The 18220-nt window shown below is 67.6% G+C and carries 14 protein-coding genes; 3 read left to right on the top strand and 11 right to left on the bottom strand.

Annotated elements, in window-relative coordinates:
- Positions 1-2278 precede the first annotated feature (2278 nt).
- The 8 genes from DAT35_RS55020 to DAT35_RS55055 form a co-directional block, all read right to left on the bottom strand.
- Entirely contained in the window at positions 2279-3373 is a 1095-nt protein-coding gene (locus DAT35_RS55020) for a ParB/RepB/Spo0J family partition protein (protein WP_158502348.1), read from the bottom strand.
- On the bottom strand, positions 3360-4145 hold the full coding sequence (locus DAT35_RS55025; protein WP_108077505.1) for a ParA family protein: 786 nt from the start codon (positions 4143-4145) through the stop codon (positions 3360-3362). The genes DAT35_RS55020 and DAT35_RS55025 overlap by 14 nt, the downstream gene beginning before the upstream one ends.
- Positions 4146-4506: 361 nt before the next feature.
- Complete coding sequence (locus tag DAT35_RS59635) at positions 4507-4653, bottom strand: hypothetical protein (protein ID WP_158502350.1); 147 nt, start codon at positions 4651-4653, stop codon at positions 4507-4509.
- A gap of 172 nt (positions 4654-4825) precedes the next feature.
- Positions 4826-5662: a hypothetical protein gene (locus DAT35_RS55035; RefSeq protein WP_146210285.1), complete on the bottom strand. Its 837-nt coding sequence runs from the start codon at positions 5660-5662 to the stop codon at positions 4826-4828.
- Between the two features lie 77 nt (positions 5663-5739).
- Complete coding sequence (locus DAT35_RS55040) at positions 5740-6048, bottom strand: hypothetical protein (protein ID WP_158502352.1); 309 nt, start codon at positions 6046-6048, stop codon at positions 5740-5742.
- 192 nt (positions 6049-6240) lie between these two features.
- Entirely contained in the window at positions 6241-7494 is a 1254-nt protein-coding gene (locus DAT35_RS55045; RefSeq protein ID WP_146210286.1) for an AAA family ATPase, read from the bottom strand.
- Positions 7495-7648: 154 nt separating this feature from the next.
- Positions 7649-8671 (bottom strand): type VI immunity family protein, encoded by a 1023-nt coding sequence (locus DAT35_RS55050; protein ID WP_108077510.1) that lies wholly within the window; start codon positions 8669-8671, stop codon positions 7649-7651.
- A gap of 98 nt (positions 8672-8769) precedes the next feature.
- Positions 8770-9585, bottom strand: coding sequence for a hypothetical protein (locus DAT35_RS55055; protein WP_108077511.1), 816 nt, complete (start codon positions 9583-9585; stop codon positions 8770-8772).
- A gap of 223 nt (positions 9586-9808) precedes the next feature.
- Between DAT35_RS55055 and DAT35_RS59640 the strand changes: the two genes are divergently transcribed.
- The 3 genes from DAT35_RS59640 to DAT35_RS55070 all read left to right on the top strand — a co-directional run bounded on the left by DAT35_RS59640 (position 9809) and on the right by DAT35_RS55070 (position 13361).
- Positions 9809-10375 (top strand): hypothetical protein, encoded by a 567-nt coding sequence (locus DAT35_RS59640; protein WP_158502354.1) that lies wholly within the window; start codon positions 9809-9811, stop codon positions 10373-10375.
- A 239-nt stretch (positions 10376-10614) separates the two neighbouring features.
- Positions 10615-12369, top strand: coding sequence for a serine/threonine-protein kinase (locus DAT35_RS55065; RefSeq protein ID WP_158502357.1), 1755 nt, complete (start codon positions 10615-10617; stop codon positions 12367-12369).
- Between the two features lie 86 nt (positions 12370-12455).
- On the top strand, positions 12456-13361 hold the full coding sequence (locus tag DAT35_RS55070) for a DUF2381 family protein (protein ID WP_158502359.1): 906 nt from the start codon (positions 12456-12458) through the stop codon (positions 13359-13361).
- A 45-nt stretch (positions 13362-13406) separates the two neighbouring features.
- Here the strand turns inward: DAT35_RS55070 and DAT35_RS55075 are convergent, their stop codons facing one another.
- The 3 genes from DAT35_RS55075 to DAT35_RS55085 form a co-directional block, all read right to left on the bottom strand.
- Entirely contained in the window at positions 13407-14681 is a 1275-nt protein-coding gene (locus DAT35_RS55075) for a hypothetical protein (protein ID WP_146210289.1), read from the bottom strand.
- A gap of 281 nt (positions 14682-14962) precedes the next feature.
- Positions 14963-16303, bottom strand: a complete 1341-nt coding sequence (locus DAT35_RS55080) for a hypothetical protein (protein ID WP_108077515.1) — start codon at positions 16301-16303, stop codon at positions 14963-14965.
- Positions 16300-18220, bottom strand: a 1921-nt coding sequence (locus DAT35_RS55085; protein ID WP_108077516.1) for a hypothetical protein, incomplete at its 5' end; no start/stop codon positions are given. The genes DAT35_RS55080 and DAT35_RS55085, both read right to left, overlap by 4 nt.

The raw sequence follows: 18220 nt of genomic DNA on the forward strand, positions 1-18220 counted from the left end.
ATCCCCGCCACATGGGTAGCAGCCCGCCGCCACACTGGCGAGCCCTCGCATGCACCACCTCGAAAGGCTGAGCAACTCCACCCGCCTGCACCAGCCGCACGCGACAGGGCTCGCTGCCGCCCACCATCGCATGGGCGAAGAGGGCACGCGCACATACCACTCAGCGTGGAGCTCACCGCGCGCCCGGGCAGTTGTGCAGGAGCCGGGCTCCGCGCGCCGCTGTACGCCGGCGCGTACGCCAGCAAACTCCCGCGTCGGCCAGGGGCACCCCTTACGCAGGTGGGTGGTGTACCGCAGCCAGGGCGGGGGGGCGGGGCAGTGGAGCAGCAGGGCCTCCCGCCACGCCCGCCGAGAGTCGCCCTGCGCCCGCGGGCGCTCGGCGTGTGGTGCTGAAGAGTCGCCGGGAGGTGGGCTCCCTCCCGGGGCGAGCTGGGCGAGCTCAGGAAGGACGCGAAGCCGGCCGCATGGGGCCTATCCACCTCACCACCTCCCTGCCCCGCCCCCTGTGGGCGAGGACCCAACATCCGCGCCCTGCCCGCTTCGGCAGACTCCTCCTGCCACCGGAAAGAGAGGAAGGCGCTGAGTCGCGAGAAGCGGGTGCGCGGCCCCTGGCCCTCACCACGGCGGGCCACGTCCTCAAAGCCCAAGAGGGCTTGCTCGTCGGGCCCGGGAGCTCCCACGAGAAGGGCCAAGCCGCCGCCCACGGTCGTTATCCATCCCGCCAGGGAGACTAGCTGCCGCAACGCTCCAACGTCAGCGGGGGCGCAACCAGCCTCGGGGGTCGTGGACCGACGCCAGCCAGGAGAAACCGGGGTGACGGTGACGAAGCACTCCAGCTCGGAGCCCCCGCGGACTGTGGCCATTCGCTCACCCGCGCCAGTGCGCTGCCGCACCATGATGCGCAAGAGACGCGGCCCATTTGCCACATGCCCATGGGCCCCCTCCCCTCCCCCGGCCTCGGGGTGTCGCTCCGCGCCACGGCAGCTCCTCGGCGGGAGGAGACTTCTCACTCGGCCCACCCGCGCGCCGCACCGGCCATTTCGCCGCGCACTGGCAGAGCCTCTGGTGCTCGCGAGTCCGTCCTGGGCCCGGGCGAGGCGCGGCACCTCCGCCAGCACGGCACCGCGCGGCAGTGGGCGTTCCCGCAGGCAGCCGTCAGCACCACCGGGGGCCGCAAGGCACAGTGTGCTGTCGCCGGTGAAGCCGGTGAGCGTCATCCCTCCCTCCGGGGCGACAGGGAACCGGACGAACTGCAACGCGCTTGGACACACCCCGTCGCTGGCTTCACTCCCCTCCCCCACCTGAGCGGGATAGCTCGCCCAACCCGCGCACCCGATGGCCCCAGCAACGGCCCGGGTAAGAATCGGATGCGAGGACGGAGCGGCGTCTCCACACCCCAGGCGTCCCACCCAAACGAGGGCCCGCAACGCCCAGTCGCCGTGGTGCCCGAGTCCTCCATGTGCCCCACCTACCAGCCCCGCGAACAGTAGAGCGTTGGTGTCGGTGCTGACATAGGCACCGCGCGCTGACAGGGGCTGTGAGGCTGGCCGGCACATACAAAACTCCTCCCCTTTCCCTCCAACTGCACCTCGGTATCGTGTGAAGGCGGTACGGTCAACCGGCGTAGCCCGACGTCACAGTGCCCGTTGAGACCGCCTGCGCTCCGAGTGCTTCGGTAAGTTACTACATGTGCCAGATGGCTCTTGAGCTGAAGGGAAGGGGGAAAAGAGGGGGTTGGTGTAACAGATTCAGGAGCCATCTGGCACACTGCGATGGCGGAAACGCCGAGCAGTTACAGTAACTTACCGTATTTTGAGGCTTCCACGAGCGTACCGCGCCGTCAGGAAGCCTCTTGGGGCCTGCTCGCAGGCCCCCCAGAAGTGCCGCTTCAGCGCACTTCATTCACGGGTTTCCCGTGTAAATTCGGAGGCTTATAGCCGGTGGCCACTTCCGCACCGTACCGGTGCGCCGAAGGGGCCTAAAAGCGGGCCCGGAATCGCTCTAGCGGGCCAGCCCGTCCTTCAAAACAAGCGGGCCAGCACACCACCATGGTCCGCGCCCAACCCTTCCCGAAACCCATTACCGACGCCCAGCACCCCGACCACCCAGCAACCTCAACCCTCGTCGGCCACGCCACCCCGACGACCAGCGCCTCGCGCCAACTCGGCACCATGGAGGAAGGAGGGCGTAGCGCCTCGGGCGGGAGGCTGGAGCCTCACCTGCCCAAGGCGCCCCGGCGAACGGGCACCCTCCTTTGGGTGCCTGCCCGCCATCACAACTAGGCGGCGGCGGCATCCTCGGGGATGCTGGCAAGGAGCGCGGCCAGTTCGGCGCGAAGCGCCGCTCGCTGGGTGGGGCTCAACTCACCAAGCGAGTCCTTCATCACCACAAGCTGGCGCTCTGTGCTGACGAAGGGCGTCCCCTTCGGAAGCGCCGCCACCTTCACGGGCGCGTTCTCCGCGGGCTCCTTCGCGGCCTTTTCCTCGCCCTTGCCTCCCGCCTTGGCGCGCTTGACGTACTCCGCCACCCGACGCTTTTCCATGTCCTGAGTAAGGACATGCTCCAGGTGCTTCCTGAATTCGCGCTCGGCCCACTTGGGCTGATTCTTGGGCGCGGCCCGGTCAAGGTGCGAGGACAGGCTCACGAGCTGCTCGGCAATAGTGAGTTCCTTGATGACGCGCAGCACCAGGACCGGCTCGGGAATCTCCTTCTCTCCCGTGCGCGTCTGCACCACCTGCATCTTCACGGAGCCATCTGGATTGCGCTTCACCTCGGGCTTCCCCTCAGCATCGAGCTTCGGGACTCGGATGCCCGCCGTCATGGCCTCACGGAGCAACTCGGGGCCTCCGGCAATCCGGATGCAGCGCTGTACTCGGTCCACGCCAAGGCCCACTTCCTTGGCGATCTGCTCCGCATTGAGGCCGTCCGCCTTCTCCATGGCGCGGTAGGCGTCACCCTCCTCCAGAGGAGTCAGGTCCGCGCGCTGGAGGTTCTCCACGAGCGCATTGGCGCGATTCTTCCCGTCGGGCGAGGAGGGACGAACGACTGCGAGGATGGTGGACCACTTCGGGTCATTCGTCTCGGCCAGCAGGTCCCGGTGGCCCCGGAGACGGCGCTCACCACCAATGAGCCAGTAGCTACCCTGCTTATTGGGATCCGGCTCCAGGAGAATCGGCTCGAGGAGCCCGCGTTCGCGGAGGCTCTCCCGCATCTCCGCGGCCTTCTCCTCGGAGAAAAACTTGCGAGGCTGGAAGGGGCTCGCACTGATTTTATCCAGCGGCACCTTGACAAGCTGCTCGGTCGGCGCCTCGTCACCTGTGGGCAGGGGTCCCTCGGCAACTTTCCTGGTGGTGAGCGTTCTAATGTCCGGCACGACGGATGACCTCCTCGGTGAAAGCGGTGTACTCAACAGCCCCTCGGTTGTCCGGCTGGGCAAGCACAATGGGGCGCCCATGCCCGTGCGCGTCGCCAATGGCGCGCAGGCGGGAAATCGAAGTCGTGAAGAGGCGGCCCTGGAAGAGGCCTTTGAGGGCCCCGAGCATCGCCTGGGGAGTCTTGGCGCGCCCCTCGTTGAAGGTTGGCAGCACGCCCAGGACGCGCAGCTCGGGCTGTGCCGTCTGCTTCAGGCTCACCACGAAGCTGTTGAACTCGATGGTCATGGGCAGCGTCCCGATGTCCAGTTGGACGGGCACCACGACTTCCGGGCACGCGATGATGGCGCCAATCATCAGGATGCCCAGCGTCGGCGCGCTGTCGCAGATGATGTAGTCGTAGTCGGAGGTGAGGGGCTCCAGCGCCTCGGCGAGGCGGAAGTGCCCACGCGGGTCGCGGTCCAACTCCTGCGCATAGTGCGACAGGCGGGTGTTTGCCGGGAGCAAGTCCAGGCCCGGGGCGAGCTCGTAGCGGTGTGGCACGAAGGGCTTGCCGGTGAGCAGCTCCACCACTGTGTAGAGCGGCTTGTGCTCCTCGCGCACCTCCTCGGCCAGGCCCAGGAAGATGCTCGCGCCACCGGCGGGGTCAAAGTCCACCAGGAGCACCCTCTTGCCACGAAGTGCAAGCACCGCAGCGAGGTTGATGGCAGTCGTACTCTTACCTACGCCGCCCTTGTTGTTGGCGACGCAGATGCGTCGAGCCCTGCTAGTCATTGGGGCCCTTTCGTTGGTGAGTAGGGAGTCGAGAGTGTAACGGTTATAGGGCGGCGCCTGCTGAGGGGTCAACGCGGCGAGCGTGGATTGCCACGCGGCCCGGGCCACATTGCTGGCCCGACGTAACAGGTCGCACAAGGGGTGTACCTACGCCCGTCTGTCCGTGTCAACGAGCGTGTGCGGTGGCCCGGATTCACAAGCCCGTTGGAGGTGTCGTGGGCCATGAGGAGGGCAGGGGGGTTGGCGAGCACCGCGGTGGGCAAGGGCTCGCCGTGCGTCAGCAGGGCGGAGGAGGGCCTCCGCCAGGAGCGGGCACACGCCTACTCCTGTGGAGGCTCGCGCCTCAGAGGCCGCGCGGGCACTACATGAAGACGAGCTCGGCCTCACCGCGCTCGACGAGGCCGCGCACCTCTTCAACGAACTCCGGTGCGAAGTCGTCCGTGACGAGGCGCCCGTCCGCCTCACAGGCCAGGACGAGCTCCCGCCTGTCACCGAGACGCACCTTCACGCCACACGGGTGGGGAGCGTCAGCCGCGTCACCACCTGCGTCCTCGTGCGCCCAATGGTCCAGGTCCCCACCTTCGTGACAGTCCTCATTCGCCACTCCTCTCTGGTGTCGAGAGCGCTCGGTTGCGCCCTGTTGCCGGGGAGAAGGGGCGACGGGTGAGGGTGGGCGAGCGTCAGGGCCAGAAGGGCGCGTCCATCCACGCAACCGCAGTGGCGAGGTGCTCGCCGTCCCAGCTCTCCACCGCCTCCATGAGGTTGAAGGGGCGGGCGCCCGTGCACTGGGAGAGGCCCAGCTCGGCGGCCACCTCCTGCCACTGCGTGCTTGGGTTCCACACGCCCAGGAGGAAGCGCCCGGCGTGGATGGCGGTAGCCTCGCGCTCCGGCGAGCAGAGCCAAGGGAGGAAGGCGTCCACATTCCAGGGCTCGAGGCCCGGGGCACCGGCCAGGGAAGGGAAAGAGCGGGCCAGCACGGACATGGCGAGCGTCCTGTCCTTGGGCCAGCGGCTGCTTCGCTCGGCCTGCTGCTGCATCTCCAGCCGCCAGCCCGCCACGAGCCACTTCTCGCCGGTGAGGGTGCCCTTCGCCGTCGTTTCCGTCACCTTCTCATCACCGTGGAAGGTGCGCAGCTCGTCGCGGGCCTCGGGGCTGTCGAGGACAGAGGGCTTCACCGCCCCGGGGCTTCCCATCCAGGCGACCAGGGCGGCGACGTGCGCTCGGTCCCACACGCCCATGGCGTCGAAGAAGGAGAAGGGCGCCACCACCCTCTCCACCTCGGAAATGCCCTCGGCGCGCGCGAGCTGAGCCCAGTCCGTGCCGTACCTCCTGGTGGCCACCTCGAGGATGAAGCGGCCGGCGTGGCGTGCCCCGCTGCCGGGAGCTGGCCCAGCGAGCCACTCCAGGAAGGCCCCTGGACTCCAGGCATCAGCGCCTGGTGCCTTGCTGAGGGTGGGGAAGGACTGGACGAGCTGCTCCATGGACAGGGACTGCCGCCTCGGGGGTGTCGGCTTCACGGTCGTCGCTCCCGTGCCAGGAGGACCTGGCGCAAACTCCCCAGGGCCGGCCCGGGGCAGGGTGGTGCAGTGCGGCTTCAGCCTTCGGTGTGGCGGTAGCTTCGCATGTCGGCCGTCTCCGCGTGCCCGCGGATCTTCTCGGAGAACTCCAACTGCTTGCCGAGCTGGACGTAGCGGCGGGTGGCCTCCGCGTGCCCATGGTGCAGCGCGAGCTGCCCGGCGTCGGCCGCCAGCTGTCGGGCAGCCTCCAGGTGCTCGCGGATTTTCTGGGCGTACTGCTCAGCCTTCTGCTCATCGGTCAGCGGCTGCTGTGGGGTGTCCTGCGGAGCGCTCGTCATTGCCGAGGCGGAGAAATACCAGGGACGTGGGGCAGTAGGGGGCGGCACGCGGCCCACTCCGCACAGGAGAGTTGGCGAGGAGCGGGCCGCTTGGAGGGTTGGCTCGCAGGCGGCTGCTTTCCCTGCCGAGTCGACACAGGAGACAGCAGGACGGTCGGCCAGGAGGGAGCACGGCCTGGTGGCCAGCCCCTTTCCGGGGCCACGTGGGGCCAGCGTTTGAGGGAGCTTCTCTCGCGGACGTCACACCGCGACGAGGTAGTCCTCCTCCAGGTACTTGGACTCCTCGGCAGGGGACAACTCGGACTCCGTGAGGAGCGCACCAAGAAAGCGCCGCAGCAACGCTGGTTCGGCCACGTCCGCGCGCGGGGTGAGTATGCGGCTGCGCCCCTCGCGGGACACGACGACACGGACGCGAGCGGACGTCACCGCCGGGTGAGCCAGGGCCTCGGGGCTGTACGTCGCCAAGAGCACCTGACAGCGGTGGGTACTGGCCTCGGCGGCCTCCATCACGACGGAGATGGCGGAAGGGTGGAGTGAGGCCTCGAGCTTCTCCATGCACACGAGAGCCGGCGTGGGCCGCTGGCGAAGCGCAAGGAGGAGGACGAGGGCGCGCAGGGTGCCGTCTGAGACAGCACGCACGTCCAGCTCGGTGCCGGCGCGCGAGCCTGGGCCCTGGCGCAGGTGGAAGCGCAGGAGGCATCGGCCAGCGGCAGCGCTCGCGCGCACCCCGACGAGGCCCGGGGTGACGGCGGCGAGGTGCCGGGCTACCCACTCCACGTCCTCCTTGCGTCGAGCAAGGTGGTGGAGCACGTCGCCGGCATTGCTGCCGTCCTGGTTGAGCAGGACGGCGCCGCTGGTGGGAGGCTCCACCCGGAGGGCCTCGGGCGACGGGCGGTACACACGGCAACTCGTTGTCAGCGCATCCAGCAGCGCTCGGTGCAGCCCGTCATGTTGGGCCGCAAGCGGCAGCAGCAGGGAGCGACGCGAGGGTGCTCGGAGGCCAGGAGGTACCGAGCACCCCCACACATTCCACGGGGGGCTGCCGGAGCGGTGAAAGCCCCAGTCCATAGCCTGAGAGACTTCGCTATCCACGGAAAAGCGTGCGCGGCCACGCGCGGGCACGACGCGGAAGCCGTAGGTGACGGTGGCGCCAGCACGGGAGCGCGGGAGGGGCAGGGGTAGTCCGGTGGTGCGCCGTACCTCGCGGAGGTACGCAGTGGACAGCCGTACCCCAAGGGCAACCGAGAGGTGGGACGACTCGCGCGGGCCACGGTGGAGCAGCGCCTCGAGTCCACCACGGCGCTCCAGGGCGGCCTCCAACGAGTCAGTGAGCGCCTCCCGAAGGAATTCCAGGGCGTCAACGAGGGTGCTCTTGCCAACGCCGTTGCGGCCAACCAGCACCGTGAAATCACCCAACTGCAGGCGAGTCTTCGCGAAGGCCCGGAAGCCGGAGAGGTGAAGCTCCTCGATGTGGAAGGGCCTCGCGGCGCTCATGCTCCCCAGGGTTGTACCACCCCCGAGGAGAAGGAGCGTGCCGTGCGGCTCCGACACGAGGGCCGGCCCTTACGAGCTGGCGGCTCCGGGCCTCGGGACCCCGAGGCAACGCTGGCGCTCCGAGCCCCCTCCACAGTTGATGCCCCTGGCCGGCTCACCTGGTGAAGCGATACCACCAGCGCACCAATTCCATGTCGTCGCCGGGCCGGACCCGCCTGCCGCACTGCTCGCTCCAAGGTGATGGCTCCGCGAAGCGCTCAATGACACTTGCGAATTCACGGTAGGCGGGAAGGTTGTCACCGAGCGTCACGTCCCCCACCTCGGGCCATGGGCCCAGCGACACGACGGCGCGCTCACGCGCCACCCGCTGCACGGTGGTGGAAGGGGCCTGGAGCCGACGACGAAGGCCCGCGGCTCCACCAAGCCTCTTGAGGAAGGGGGGCCCGAGGAAGTTCAGCCAGTGGACGCCGTCCACGTGGTCGCCCATGTTGTCGCTAACGCCGGCAATCCGGAAGTCGAAGCCCGGGTGCCTGAAAATCACATGGCGCAGGGTGTTTAACCTCGGGTACTCGGCGCCCCAGCAATCGAGCGCCAAGCCCGCATGCCCGGACTGAAACGGCAGCTTGGCGGCTATGGAGAGGGCCAGCTCGCGCACGGCCTCGGCCCCGCGCTCCTCGAGGTATTCCGTCGGCAGGGAGACGAGGAGCACACTCACGCTGTCGAAGGACGGGCGCCGGTATGGGGTGCGCCCCTTGTAGGCGAAGAAGAAGCCGCTGTCCTGCACGCCGGAGACGTAGAGGTGGGGGATGCGTGGATCCTTCCTGGCGGCTTCCATGGCCTCGTAGGAGCCTTCCTTGGCCACCCAGGGCTCCGTGCGGTGGATGGCTTCTCGAATGCGCGTCCACCCGTGAAGAGACAAGGGGCCCGACGAGTCGCGAAGCCGGTAATTGGAGAAGGCCCCCGGGCACCCGTCAACGGCGCGCACGTAGTAGTCGAGCGCGCGGGACACGGCGGGGCCGAGGAAGAAGTAGTCCACGGGCATGAAGAAGATGATGCGGACGGTGTCCCGGGCGGTGAGTCTGTCCCAGGAGTTTTCAACCAACTGCTGCCTCTCCTCGGACCAAGTATTCCATTTGACGGAGCCCGGGATGCGGACTCGCGGGTAGCGGGGAGTCATTGAAACACCTGCTTGGGGTGGTGGGTGGCGCGGACGGCGGGCCCACCAGGGGGCCCGCTGCGGCGCGCTGGCCTGGCTCGCATGGCGGCGCGCTTCCTTCACGCGGCCTGCGCGGCGTGCCGGCCGCGGAAGGCGTCCCAGGCACCGTTGGGCGCGTGGAGCTCGAGCAAATCCAGGCACTCGCGGGCGTGGCGGGTGAGGGTGGCTGCGGCCGAGGCCTCCAGGTGCGCGCCCGGCTCCCAGGACTCCAGCGCCTGGCGGAAGGCATGGAAGCTGGGAGCGGCCGAGCACAGCAGTTGAGCCGCTTGCGCATTGGAGGTGCGGTAGGTGGTGGCGTAAGCGAGGCAGCGGCGCACGAAGGCCAGTACACCGTTGCGCAGCTCCGAGGCAGGCGTCTCCTGGCGGGCCTGGAGGAAGAGTGGACGGGAGGCGACGCGCCCCAAGGTGTCGAGGGCCTCCCTCATGAGGCCCAGGAGAAAGGCGGCGGCCAGCTCGGGGTCCTCACTGTCCGAGGGCGCGGCCAGGTCGCCCAGGGGCTCCCGGCCGAGAGCGGCGAGGGCCTCCTGCAGCAGGTGCTGCCAGGGAGCGGGCCCGAGGGTGGCCGGTGCGTGCTGGAGAAGCCACTCGTGGGAGTAGCCGCCGGTGGACTGCGCGGACAGCAACTCCACAGAGAAGGCGGCCTCCCGGAGGCGGTGCGCGACGAAGTTGAAGGAGGAGCCGTAGAGGCTTGGCTCCAAGCTCACCATGCACTGCCCGGGCGGGGGGAAGGCGATCTCCCGGAAGACGCCCTCCACCTCACGGAAAGATTCCTCGGCCGCGCCCCAGCGGGCGACGTAGTCCTCGGGTGAAAGGTGGACTCGCGCGTGCTCGAGGGTGTTGAGGGTTTCGAGGACGCTGGTGTGCAGCTCGGGCAAGTCCTCGGGGCGAAAGAGGCGGCGGGCCGGGGTGGAGGAGAGGGGGAGGGGAGAAGGGGAGGGTGAGGACATGACTTTGGGAGTGATACGGGTGCACACAACGCGCACCGGGCCCAGGGGGTTCCCCTGCGGGCATGCGCATGGTATTCCATGCGCGCATGGCACGCCACGCTAACGAGTGGATTGCCACGCGCCGGGCATGCCGCCCGCTTGGGGAGGAGCCGTGAAGAGGACGCTTTGGGCTGTTGCAGTGGTGGCGGTGGTGCTGGGTGGCTGCGCGCGCAATGGTGCGGCGGTGTACGAGTCGCGGCGCCAAGCACTCTCAGTGGTGGACGACTTCAACCTCCTGCTGCTCGCCAGCGGCCTTCCCCCTCACCTGCTGCCGAGTGGAGGGGAGGTGACGGTGAAGGAGGCGGAGCGGCTGCTGGCGGAAGTGCAACTGCGCAGCGCGGGCCCGGGCACCAGCGCCCCGCAGTCGGTGGCGGAGGCGCTGCTGTGGCACGTGGTGCTCGGCGACAAGCCCATGCCGCGCGTGGAGGTAAACCAGCGCCTCAAGCGCTTCGAGGGCCTCGCGGTGCTCACGCGCGAGGGCTTCATGGCGTGGGCGCTGACGGGGGAGCCGGTGGAGTGGGTGGGGAAGGTGGAGGTGGTGGGTGGCGTGCCGCGGGCCCGGGGCTACGAGGTGGGGGCGCTGCACGCCCCCTCCGGCCGGGCATGGCGGCAGGTGGAGTGGGTGGAGGCGGTGAGGGTGGCGGAGGCGGTGACTCAGGGGGCGGCACCCGCCCGGTAGCGCGTTTTGGAGGAACGCGCGGCGGGAGGCTCGCCGCAACCTGAGTAGGCGGTGGCGCAGGGCGCGGCTACCCCCCGGTAGCGCGGACATGAGGGGCGCGCGGCAGGTGGTTGGCCGCGTCCTGCGAAGGCGGGCAGCACATGGGGCCGGTGGCGAGCAGCTCGCCGCCGGCCTTTTCATTTTCAGGGGGTAGGGTGGCCGAGAGAAAACCCGGTGTATCCGGTGGTAGTGTTGCCGACATGTTGGAGCGTGCGAGTCCCCAGCTTGCGAAGGGGACAAACATCAACGGGCTGGTGGTGGAGGAGTTGGTGGGCGTGGGCGGGTGGGGCACGGTGTACCGGGCGAGGAGGGAGGACGGCGCCACCTACGCCCTCAAATTCATCCCCCTCGGCCATGCGGTGGACAGGGCCCTGCGGGAATTCGCCATGCTGCTGCGGGTTCGCCACCGCAACCTCGTCCAGGTGGTGAGCCTTGGAGTGTGGCCCGAGGAGGCCCCCGAGTACCTCTGCCTGCAGCTCGGCTTCGTCGAGGGTGAGCGGCTGGACGTGTGGTGGAAGAAGCACACGCCGGACGCGCGGGGCGCGGCGGGCAAGGTGCTGGAGCTCGCCCGGGGCCTCACGGCAGCGCACGCGGCGGGGGTGGTGCACCGGGACGTGAAGGAGGCCAACATCATCGTCCGCGCCTCGGACGGCGAGGCGGTGCTGGTGGACTTCGGCAGCGGCACCTACGAGGAGGCCGCCACCCTCACGCGGGGGCCCATGGCACCGGGCACCCCCAGCTACATGGCGCCCGAGGCCCTGCGCTTCGCCCAGGAGAAGTCCGGCAAGGCAGGGGCGCACTACAAGGCGAGCCCCGCGGACGACTTGTACGCTCTCGGTGTCATCCTCTACCGAATGGCCACCGGCAAGCGGCCCTTCGAGGTGCGAGAGCCGGGGGACGAGGAGGCCGTGCTGGAGGAGGAGGCGCCCGCGCCGCACCTCCTCAACCCGCGCGTGCCTGGCCCCTTGAGCGCCGTGTGCATGAGGCTGCTGGAGAAGGAGCCCTCGGCCCGGCACGCCAGCATGGCGGAGTTGTGCACCGTGCTGGAGGCCCAGCTCGCCGCGGCGGACGCCTCCTGGAGCGTGCCCCTCCTCGAGCCCGTCACCCAGCCAGGAGGGCCCGCGCCCTTTCAGGAGAAGACGCCGGGCGCCCCGAGGAGGGCGCGGCGCCGGGTGGGCCAGTTCGCTGCCCTCGCCGGCGTGGCCGCGTGCCTCGGCACGGCGGCGTGGATGTACGCGCCCACGCAGGCAGCTACTCCCGCCGCCGTGGCACAGGTGTCGGGCCGCCCACCACCGCCCATGGAGGCCCAGGCCTCTGACGCGGGCGTGCAACACCCACTCGCCGCAGCTCCCCCCACGGCGGAGCCCCCCACCGCGGCCGTCGCCCCACCGGCGATGCAGCGCAAGGAAGACACCATGAAGAAGCAGCCGGAGAGCGACTCGAAGCGACTGGAAGTGACAAAGGGCAGCACGGGGAAGGTGGCGGGCTGCACGGCCGTGCTCTTCCTGGCCGGGGCCTGCGCGGGTGGCGGCTCGCTCACCCGGCCGCCGGACGACATGGCGTGTGAGGCGGGTTCCATCGAGGCCATGGAGAAGTCCTTCAGAATCGAGCCGGGTGGGTTTGGCCTCGGCGGCGTCCTCGGTCGCAACCAGCGCGCCACGGCAGCGGTTGCGCTTAGTGACGGAGACAGCGTGGTCCTCACCACTCTCGAAACCCTTGAGGATCTGCCGGAACTCAGCACCCTCAATGGGAGGGTAACCTTTGGGGCCTACGAGTCGAAGCCCGCTGCCTATTTCCGCTTCACCCGGGCCACCAGCGCGGTCGGGCGGAAGGAGAGCAAGGTGTGCATGTGCGCCATCGCTCCCCTGGACAGCAGCGGGAAGGTGGACCCAGCCCTCAACGTCAAGCCCGTGACGCGGTACTACGCGGGCTGCGGCGTCGCTCCGGGCTTCTAGTGAGCGACGGTCAGCAGGCCAACCCAGCGAGTATGCTGTAGGGACAGAAGTACCTGCACCCGCTCGTGTGGCCAGGAGTCGCTGCCGTGCTCAAGCTCCCCTTGTCTGTCCTGCTGCTGGCGGCCCTCCCCAGTAGAGCCGCCACGGTCTCCCCCTTACCGCCCATCGAGTGCGGAGCGGAACTTCAGAATGTAGAGCTGGAGGTGGGCTCCTCGCCCCTGCTGGTGTGTGTCGCGCCCGAGGTGGCCACGTACCTACGTTTCGACACGCCAATCCTCGTGGAGAGGACGGTGCTCGAGGGCGGCGAGGTTTCTGTCACCCCGAGCCCCACGGGCGTCATGCTCGAGGCCACGCGCGGCCTCGCGGTAGGCGAGCGGCGCCGGCTCACCATCTACTTCGCTGACGGGCGCGAACCCGGGAGCGCCACCTTCATCCTCGTTGGACAGAGCATGGGTAAGCTGCGGCAGGTGAACGTCTTCCGCCGGGAGCGTTCGCCCGCCTCGCTCCGACAGGATGCCGACGAACAGCGGCAGCGCGCCGAGCGGTGCGAACGGCAGCTCGCGCAAGGCCGCGGACAGGCAGGTCCCACAGAACTCCTGGAGCGGCTCTTAAAACTCGGCGCGACCAGCGGGATTTCCCTCCGGTGGCGGGAGGCGAAGCCTCCCGTTGGCCAGCAAGGCGACGTCAGGGTGCTGAACCTCTCCACAACGCACGTGGAAGTAGAAGAGGAGCAGCGCGCAGCGGCAGTGCGCCTCCGGCTGCGGAACGTCGGCACGGAGACGTGGACCCCAGAGGGTGCGTCACTCGCAGCAGGGGAGGACCAAGCGCCCGGCAACATCCGAGTGTTGCCGGACGTATCGCTTCCGGCCGGAGTCGTAAGGAAGATCGACCTGATAGTGGGGCCCACGCAGCAGAAGTTGACGGGCACGTACACGCTCAAGCTGTGGGGCGGAGGGCACGAACTCACCCTGGAAAACATCACCTTCCAATGAAACCGAGGCAGGCTCATGGCTGCAATTATGTAAGAAGGAGGCCAGTCAGATTAGAGGAGGGCTCGACTCCAATTCCAATTCCGCCAAGCACTTCCTGGCCAATGCCGGTACGTCCGGCGGGAGGTTGCCCTCAATGTCCCACTTCACGAACGAATGGTATAGCGCGTCGATGGTGGAACCTGCCGCCATGAGGCGAGGGCGCCATTCCGGTGGCACCTCATCCCAGTAGCTCTTGTGGGAAGTGAACTGGCATAGGCTCCGGAGGGCACCCTCTACGAGGAAAAACAGGTTCTTGCGCGAGCCGATTACTTCGACAGGGAAAAACCGTTCGGGCGCTGCGAGTTCGCGCAGTTCGTCATGAGCACGGCGGATTGTCGCGGCGAATTGTCTTGTGGCGACACTGCGAACACGCGCCTCCATGTCAGTGCCAGTGAGGTAGTTACCCCTCCTTGGAAGCGCCGCCAGGGGTTGCACCAGCGTAGGTCCAATGGCTCCGTCTCGAGCGAGGTGAGTACACGTCGGGGAGGGAAGGGCGTTGCCCTCGTCCTCCGTCAGTGGCCGCGACACAAGAAGATACTGGGAATAGATACGCTTCCTCAGGGTCAGGAGGCCCCCGAGCGCCACGGCGGGGGAGAAGCGGGGATCAAACTGGTCCACTGCGAGAAGCGTCCCCGGCCCATCCCCCATGTACAACGTGGCACAGGTGGCGATTACGGCCTTATGCAGCGGAGCCAATTCCGCGAAGCGGTACATAAAACGGCGCGACAGTCGGGCACCTTCAGGGTAACGCCAGAACACGAATACAACATCGTCCGAATCAGTGTAGCCAAAGCACTGAAACCCCTCTGCGCCTAGAATGGAAACGAGCATCCGGTCCAGAAAGATGGGATCATCGCTCCGATGCATGGGCGACAGCCATGACGGAAAGCGGCTGAGTGTTGAGTCATTCAGGACGGTGAGGCTCCAACTCCACCGAGCGAATGGAGCCAGAACCGTCGAGGGCCGCTCAAGCAGGGGTGCAAGCCCAGACGCCCACTGGCGACCAGACTGCGTCCCGTCCCATTCGTAGGAATACTCGGGCCTGCCATCCACCATGAGCCGCTCGCATTGAATCCACGAAATGCTGGCCCCTGTGCTGAAATTGGTGTTGCTGGCAAAAACCAATTGATAAGCGTGACGGAAGCCCTCCGTCTCTACGTCCAGTTCGAAGAGGCGCTGGCCTCCTTCCCCCCAGCGACTGTGCGTGAACGGGGGGAATGCCTCCCCGACGACTACGCCTTCCACGAGCAACCGTCGCAGGTTGGCGAGAACCTCCAGCACCGCCGACTTCCCCGCTGCGGGCTGCCCGAGGAGAAGGTGGCAAGCACCCGGGCGCAGTTCGAAATCGACCAAGCACTTATAGTTTCGGACTCGTAGCCTGGTTAGCATGGTGCACCATGCTGTAACAGCCCAACGCCGGGAAGAGAAGCCGCGACAGCTCGCTGCTCCCTTTATCCCGAAGCGGCTCTGAACGGGGCGAAAAGGAGGCTCGGGCATATTTCTCGAACCGCGGCGCCCATGTGGGTACGCGACTGAGCACACACGATGCAGTTCCACTGGTTTCAGCCCCGGTGGCGCTCGGCCGCACGATAGATTTGGGTGAGGGAGTAGTCCAGCAGAGACTGGCACGAGCGCATGTAGTGGCGAGCACGCACAAACGGAAACCATACACGGTTGCCGACGAGCACCTGCGCCTCATCGAGCTTCTGGCGAGGTATCCACGTGCCTCCCAGGTTGCGTACCAGCACCTGGCCCAGGTATGCGCCAATGGCCGGCACGGCGTGCTCGTCGATGAGCTGCCGCTCGAATACTCTCGGAAAGTCCTCGTGCCAGAACTGGTAGTCCACATCGCTGAGTGACTCGGGCGTTGCTTCAAAGACGGACGGCACCTTGGTGTGCAGCAGGGCCACGAGTTGCTCGGCATAGAGGCTGTACTGCTCAAGAGCGTGCTCGGCGTTTCCTACGTCCGAAGGCAGGGCTGCGGTAGCAGGCCGCCACTCCTCTGGCTCGGGCGGTCGCCACGCGTTGAACTCGGCAATTCTCCGCTGGCGTTCGTGAATGGCGACGCTATCCACCACACGTGAGAGGAGTGGTGCCACGTCCGGATAGAAGCGGGGATCCACAGGAACGAGCGAGGCGCTACGCTCGCGCAGGGTGCGCAGCACCGTGTCGAAGTCCAGGTCTGGCCGTAGGTGGACATGCGCGCGCGCCTGTGCGCGCCGCGCCTCGTCGCCGACAAAGTCCGCGGCGGTGGGCCACGTCACGAGGAGAACAGAGCCGTTGGGAAGCTCCTCCACGCGGTGAGCCGGCGTAGACAGCATGCGCTCGCGGCCGACCGTTTCTACAAGCTTGGGGCCGAAGACGTTGAGCCAGAAGACCTCGTAGATTCTGTCGAACCCGTCTCTCCGAGCGGTCCGCGCATCGCGTCCGAAATCAGGCGCACCTGCCAGCGCCCTGTCAGCCACGCTGTGGGCTGCGGCGTGCGTGACTGGATAGCAGGAGGCCCAGGTACGAACCATTTCTACGAATTGGTGGCAGCGCTCCTCCTCTGCGAAGAGGGTAAGCGGTTGCACCGTGATCATCACATCCAAAGCGGGCGGAAGCGGCGGAAACCAGAGATGCAGCGACATCTCCAGTGTGGGCTGCCGCGTGCGGTAGAACCAAGCGTCTGTGCTTCGTTCCTCGCGCCGCTCCTCCAGAGCCTTCCAGATATTGGCTCGGGAGTATTTGAGTCGTCGCCTGCCACTGACGACTTCCGGCATCCAATCGCCCGCGTATTCCTCCAGCGCCTGGAAAAATGGCTCAAGAACATTCTCAAGTGCAGCCTGCGGATCAAGCGCACCCTCAAAAGTGAGCCGGAGGCTGTCTTCCACCTTCACGTCACCAAGCCCCAGCACCTTCATTGGAACAGGACCTCCACTCCCGGAACTGCCTTCTCAGTTGCACTCGCGGCTGCCTTCGATGCACCAACATCCGTGGGCGTGAGCTTGCCGCCCTCATAGATGAGGCGAACCCTCTGCACCTCGACAGGACCCTCAAGCCCAGGACGGCGAATGTCGAGCGTTCCGCCGTAGTTCCGCAGAGCTTCCCTCGCGTCCATCTTCATCTGTGCTTCCAAGGCTTCGTACTTCAGCCCCGAAAGGTCACGGCTCTTGAAGCTAAACGTCTCCACGCGCCGTGGCTGCCCACCGAGCTCACCCTCCTCAATGACGAGCACATCCGCGTAGCGCAGGCCGGGGCCCGGCTTCCTCACGCCCACTTGCGTTTCAATTCGGGGCTTGTCGAAGTCCCCGAGGAAGGTGCGCTGTGACCGAGGCTTCTCCGCGTCAGCCTTCAGCAGCTTCACCGTGTCGCGCTCGAAGGCCATGCCCCGGGCAAACCACGCGCGCATCCGCTCGTAGGGCTCCCACTTGAGGGGACCCTCAGCGGCCGTGCCCTTCTCCACCTCGATGAAGCGCCTGTTGTAGTAGTCGACGTACTCGCGCCAGCGAGGGTTGCCCCGGACCTCGGGCGGCGGGGCGTCGAGGGAGGGACGGTATTTCTCCAGCACGCCCACGTCCGCGGGCAGGCGCGGACCCGTGGCCTCGAGCTCCGCCGCCGCGAGCTTCGCCTCCACAACATCCAGGGTGAGGCCAATCTCCTTATCCACCAGCGAGGCCAAGGTGCCCTGGAGCTCCGCAGCACCGGCCTTCGTAGCGGAGGGGCGTGCGGCCTCGTCCGTCACCGCGGCGGCCTCCCCAGCACCGGCCCCCGCGCCAGCCTTCACAGGCGAGGAGCCCGTGGCCCCGGGCTTCGCCCTGGACATGAGCGGCCGAGCCCTAGCTACATCCCCCCCGGCCTCATGCAGCGCCAGGGCGGCGTCCGCCCCGCCCACGGCGACAAAGCGACCTGCCTCCCGGCTTGCCCGCACCTCCCGCACAAGCTCCCGCAGGCCCTCCAGGCTCATCGCCCCTTTGAACTGCCGCGCCGTCTCCGTCAGGGCCCGCAGGCGCGCTTCCGCGGCTTCGACTCCGGAAATGATGCGCAGACGCACACCCGCGGCGCCTTCTCCCTTGGCGAGGTTGCGCAGACCCTTGCCACCCGCGATCAGGCCCAGCACCAGTGCCGGAGCCACCTCGCGCGTGCCCTCCTCTAGCTCTCCCTGCCACAGCAACTTCCCGCCATGGAGGGTGGTGGCGACGAAGCCGTAGCTACCCAGCGGCACACCAAAGGTGAGTTCATCAAACGCACTCACCGCCATGCTGTTCGCCGAGGCGTTGAGCACCAACTCCTTCTCGGCCGTGGCGAGAGCCTCCTGATACTCCGGCGGCAGTTGGAGTCGAATGGTGAGGAACGCAGAATCCTGTCCGTCCCTGGCCATGGATGTGCTGGAGAGCACGTCCTTTCCAGCTCGGACCACGCCCCAGCCCATGTCTCCAAGCTCGGAGTCCCGGTCCACGCGGGCCGTGGGTTTCAGACCCCGCTTCTCCAATGCCACCTGGAACGCGGGCAGCAACGCGAGGGTTTCCGCCAGCCGCTTGTCCTGGGCCAGCAAGAAGAGAATTTCCCTCAAGTCATCATCATAGGCTGAGTCGACAGTGAAGACGGCAAGCACCTGCGCGTTGAGGCGCCCATAGGCCTCGGGGGCATTCACGAGGAGGGAGGTGCGCTTTTCGTTGAGCTGGCGGGCAATGTCCTCGCGCGGTGGGCCCAAGGCGCCGAGTCGCACGGCGCGCCAGTCGTCCAAGGCCTCCACCAGCCGGGGCATGTCCACGCGCTCCTGCAGGGCGAGGACTTCCCCAGGAGAGGTGCACGAGAGGAAGGGGGCGAGCAGTGCCTCC

Source organism: Vitiosangium sp. GDMCC 1.1324, from assembly GCF_003044305.1.
In the GTDB taxonomy this organism is placed as follows: Bacteria; Myxococcota; Myxococcia; order Myxococcales; family Myxococcaceae; genus Archangium.

Coding starts and splice junctions, on each gene's coding strand:
- DAT35_RS55025 (WP_108077505.1), bottom strand. CDS start 4,145: ATGACTAGCAGGGCTCGACGCATCTGCGTCGCCAACAACAAGGGCGGC.
- DAT35_RS55045 (WP_146210286.1), bottom strand. CDS start 7,494: ATGAGCGCCGCGAGGCCCTTCCACATCGAGGAGCTTCACCTCTCCGGC.
- DAT35_RS55050 (WP_108077510.1), bottom strand. CDS start 8,671: ATGACTCCCCGCTACCCGCGAGTCCGCATCCCGGGCTCCGTCAAATGG.
- DAT35_RS55065 (WP_158502357.1), top strand. CDS start 10,615: ATGTTGGAGCGTGCGAGTCCCCAGCTTGCGAAGGGGACAAACATCAAC.
- DAT35_RS55080 (WP_108077515.1), bottom strand. CDS start 16,303: ATGAAGGTGCTGGGGCTTGGTGACGTGAAGGTGGAAGACAGCCTCCGG.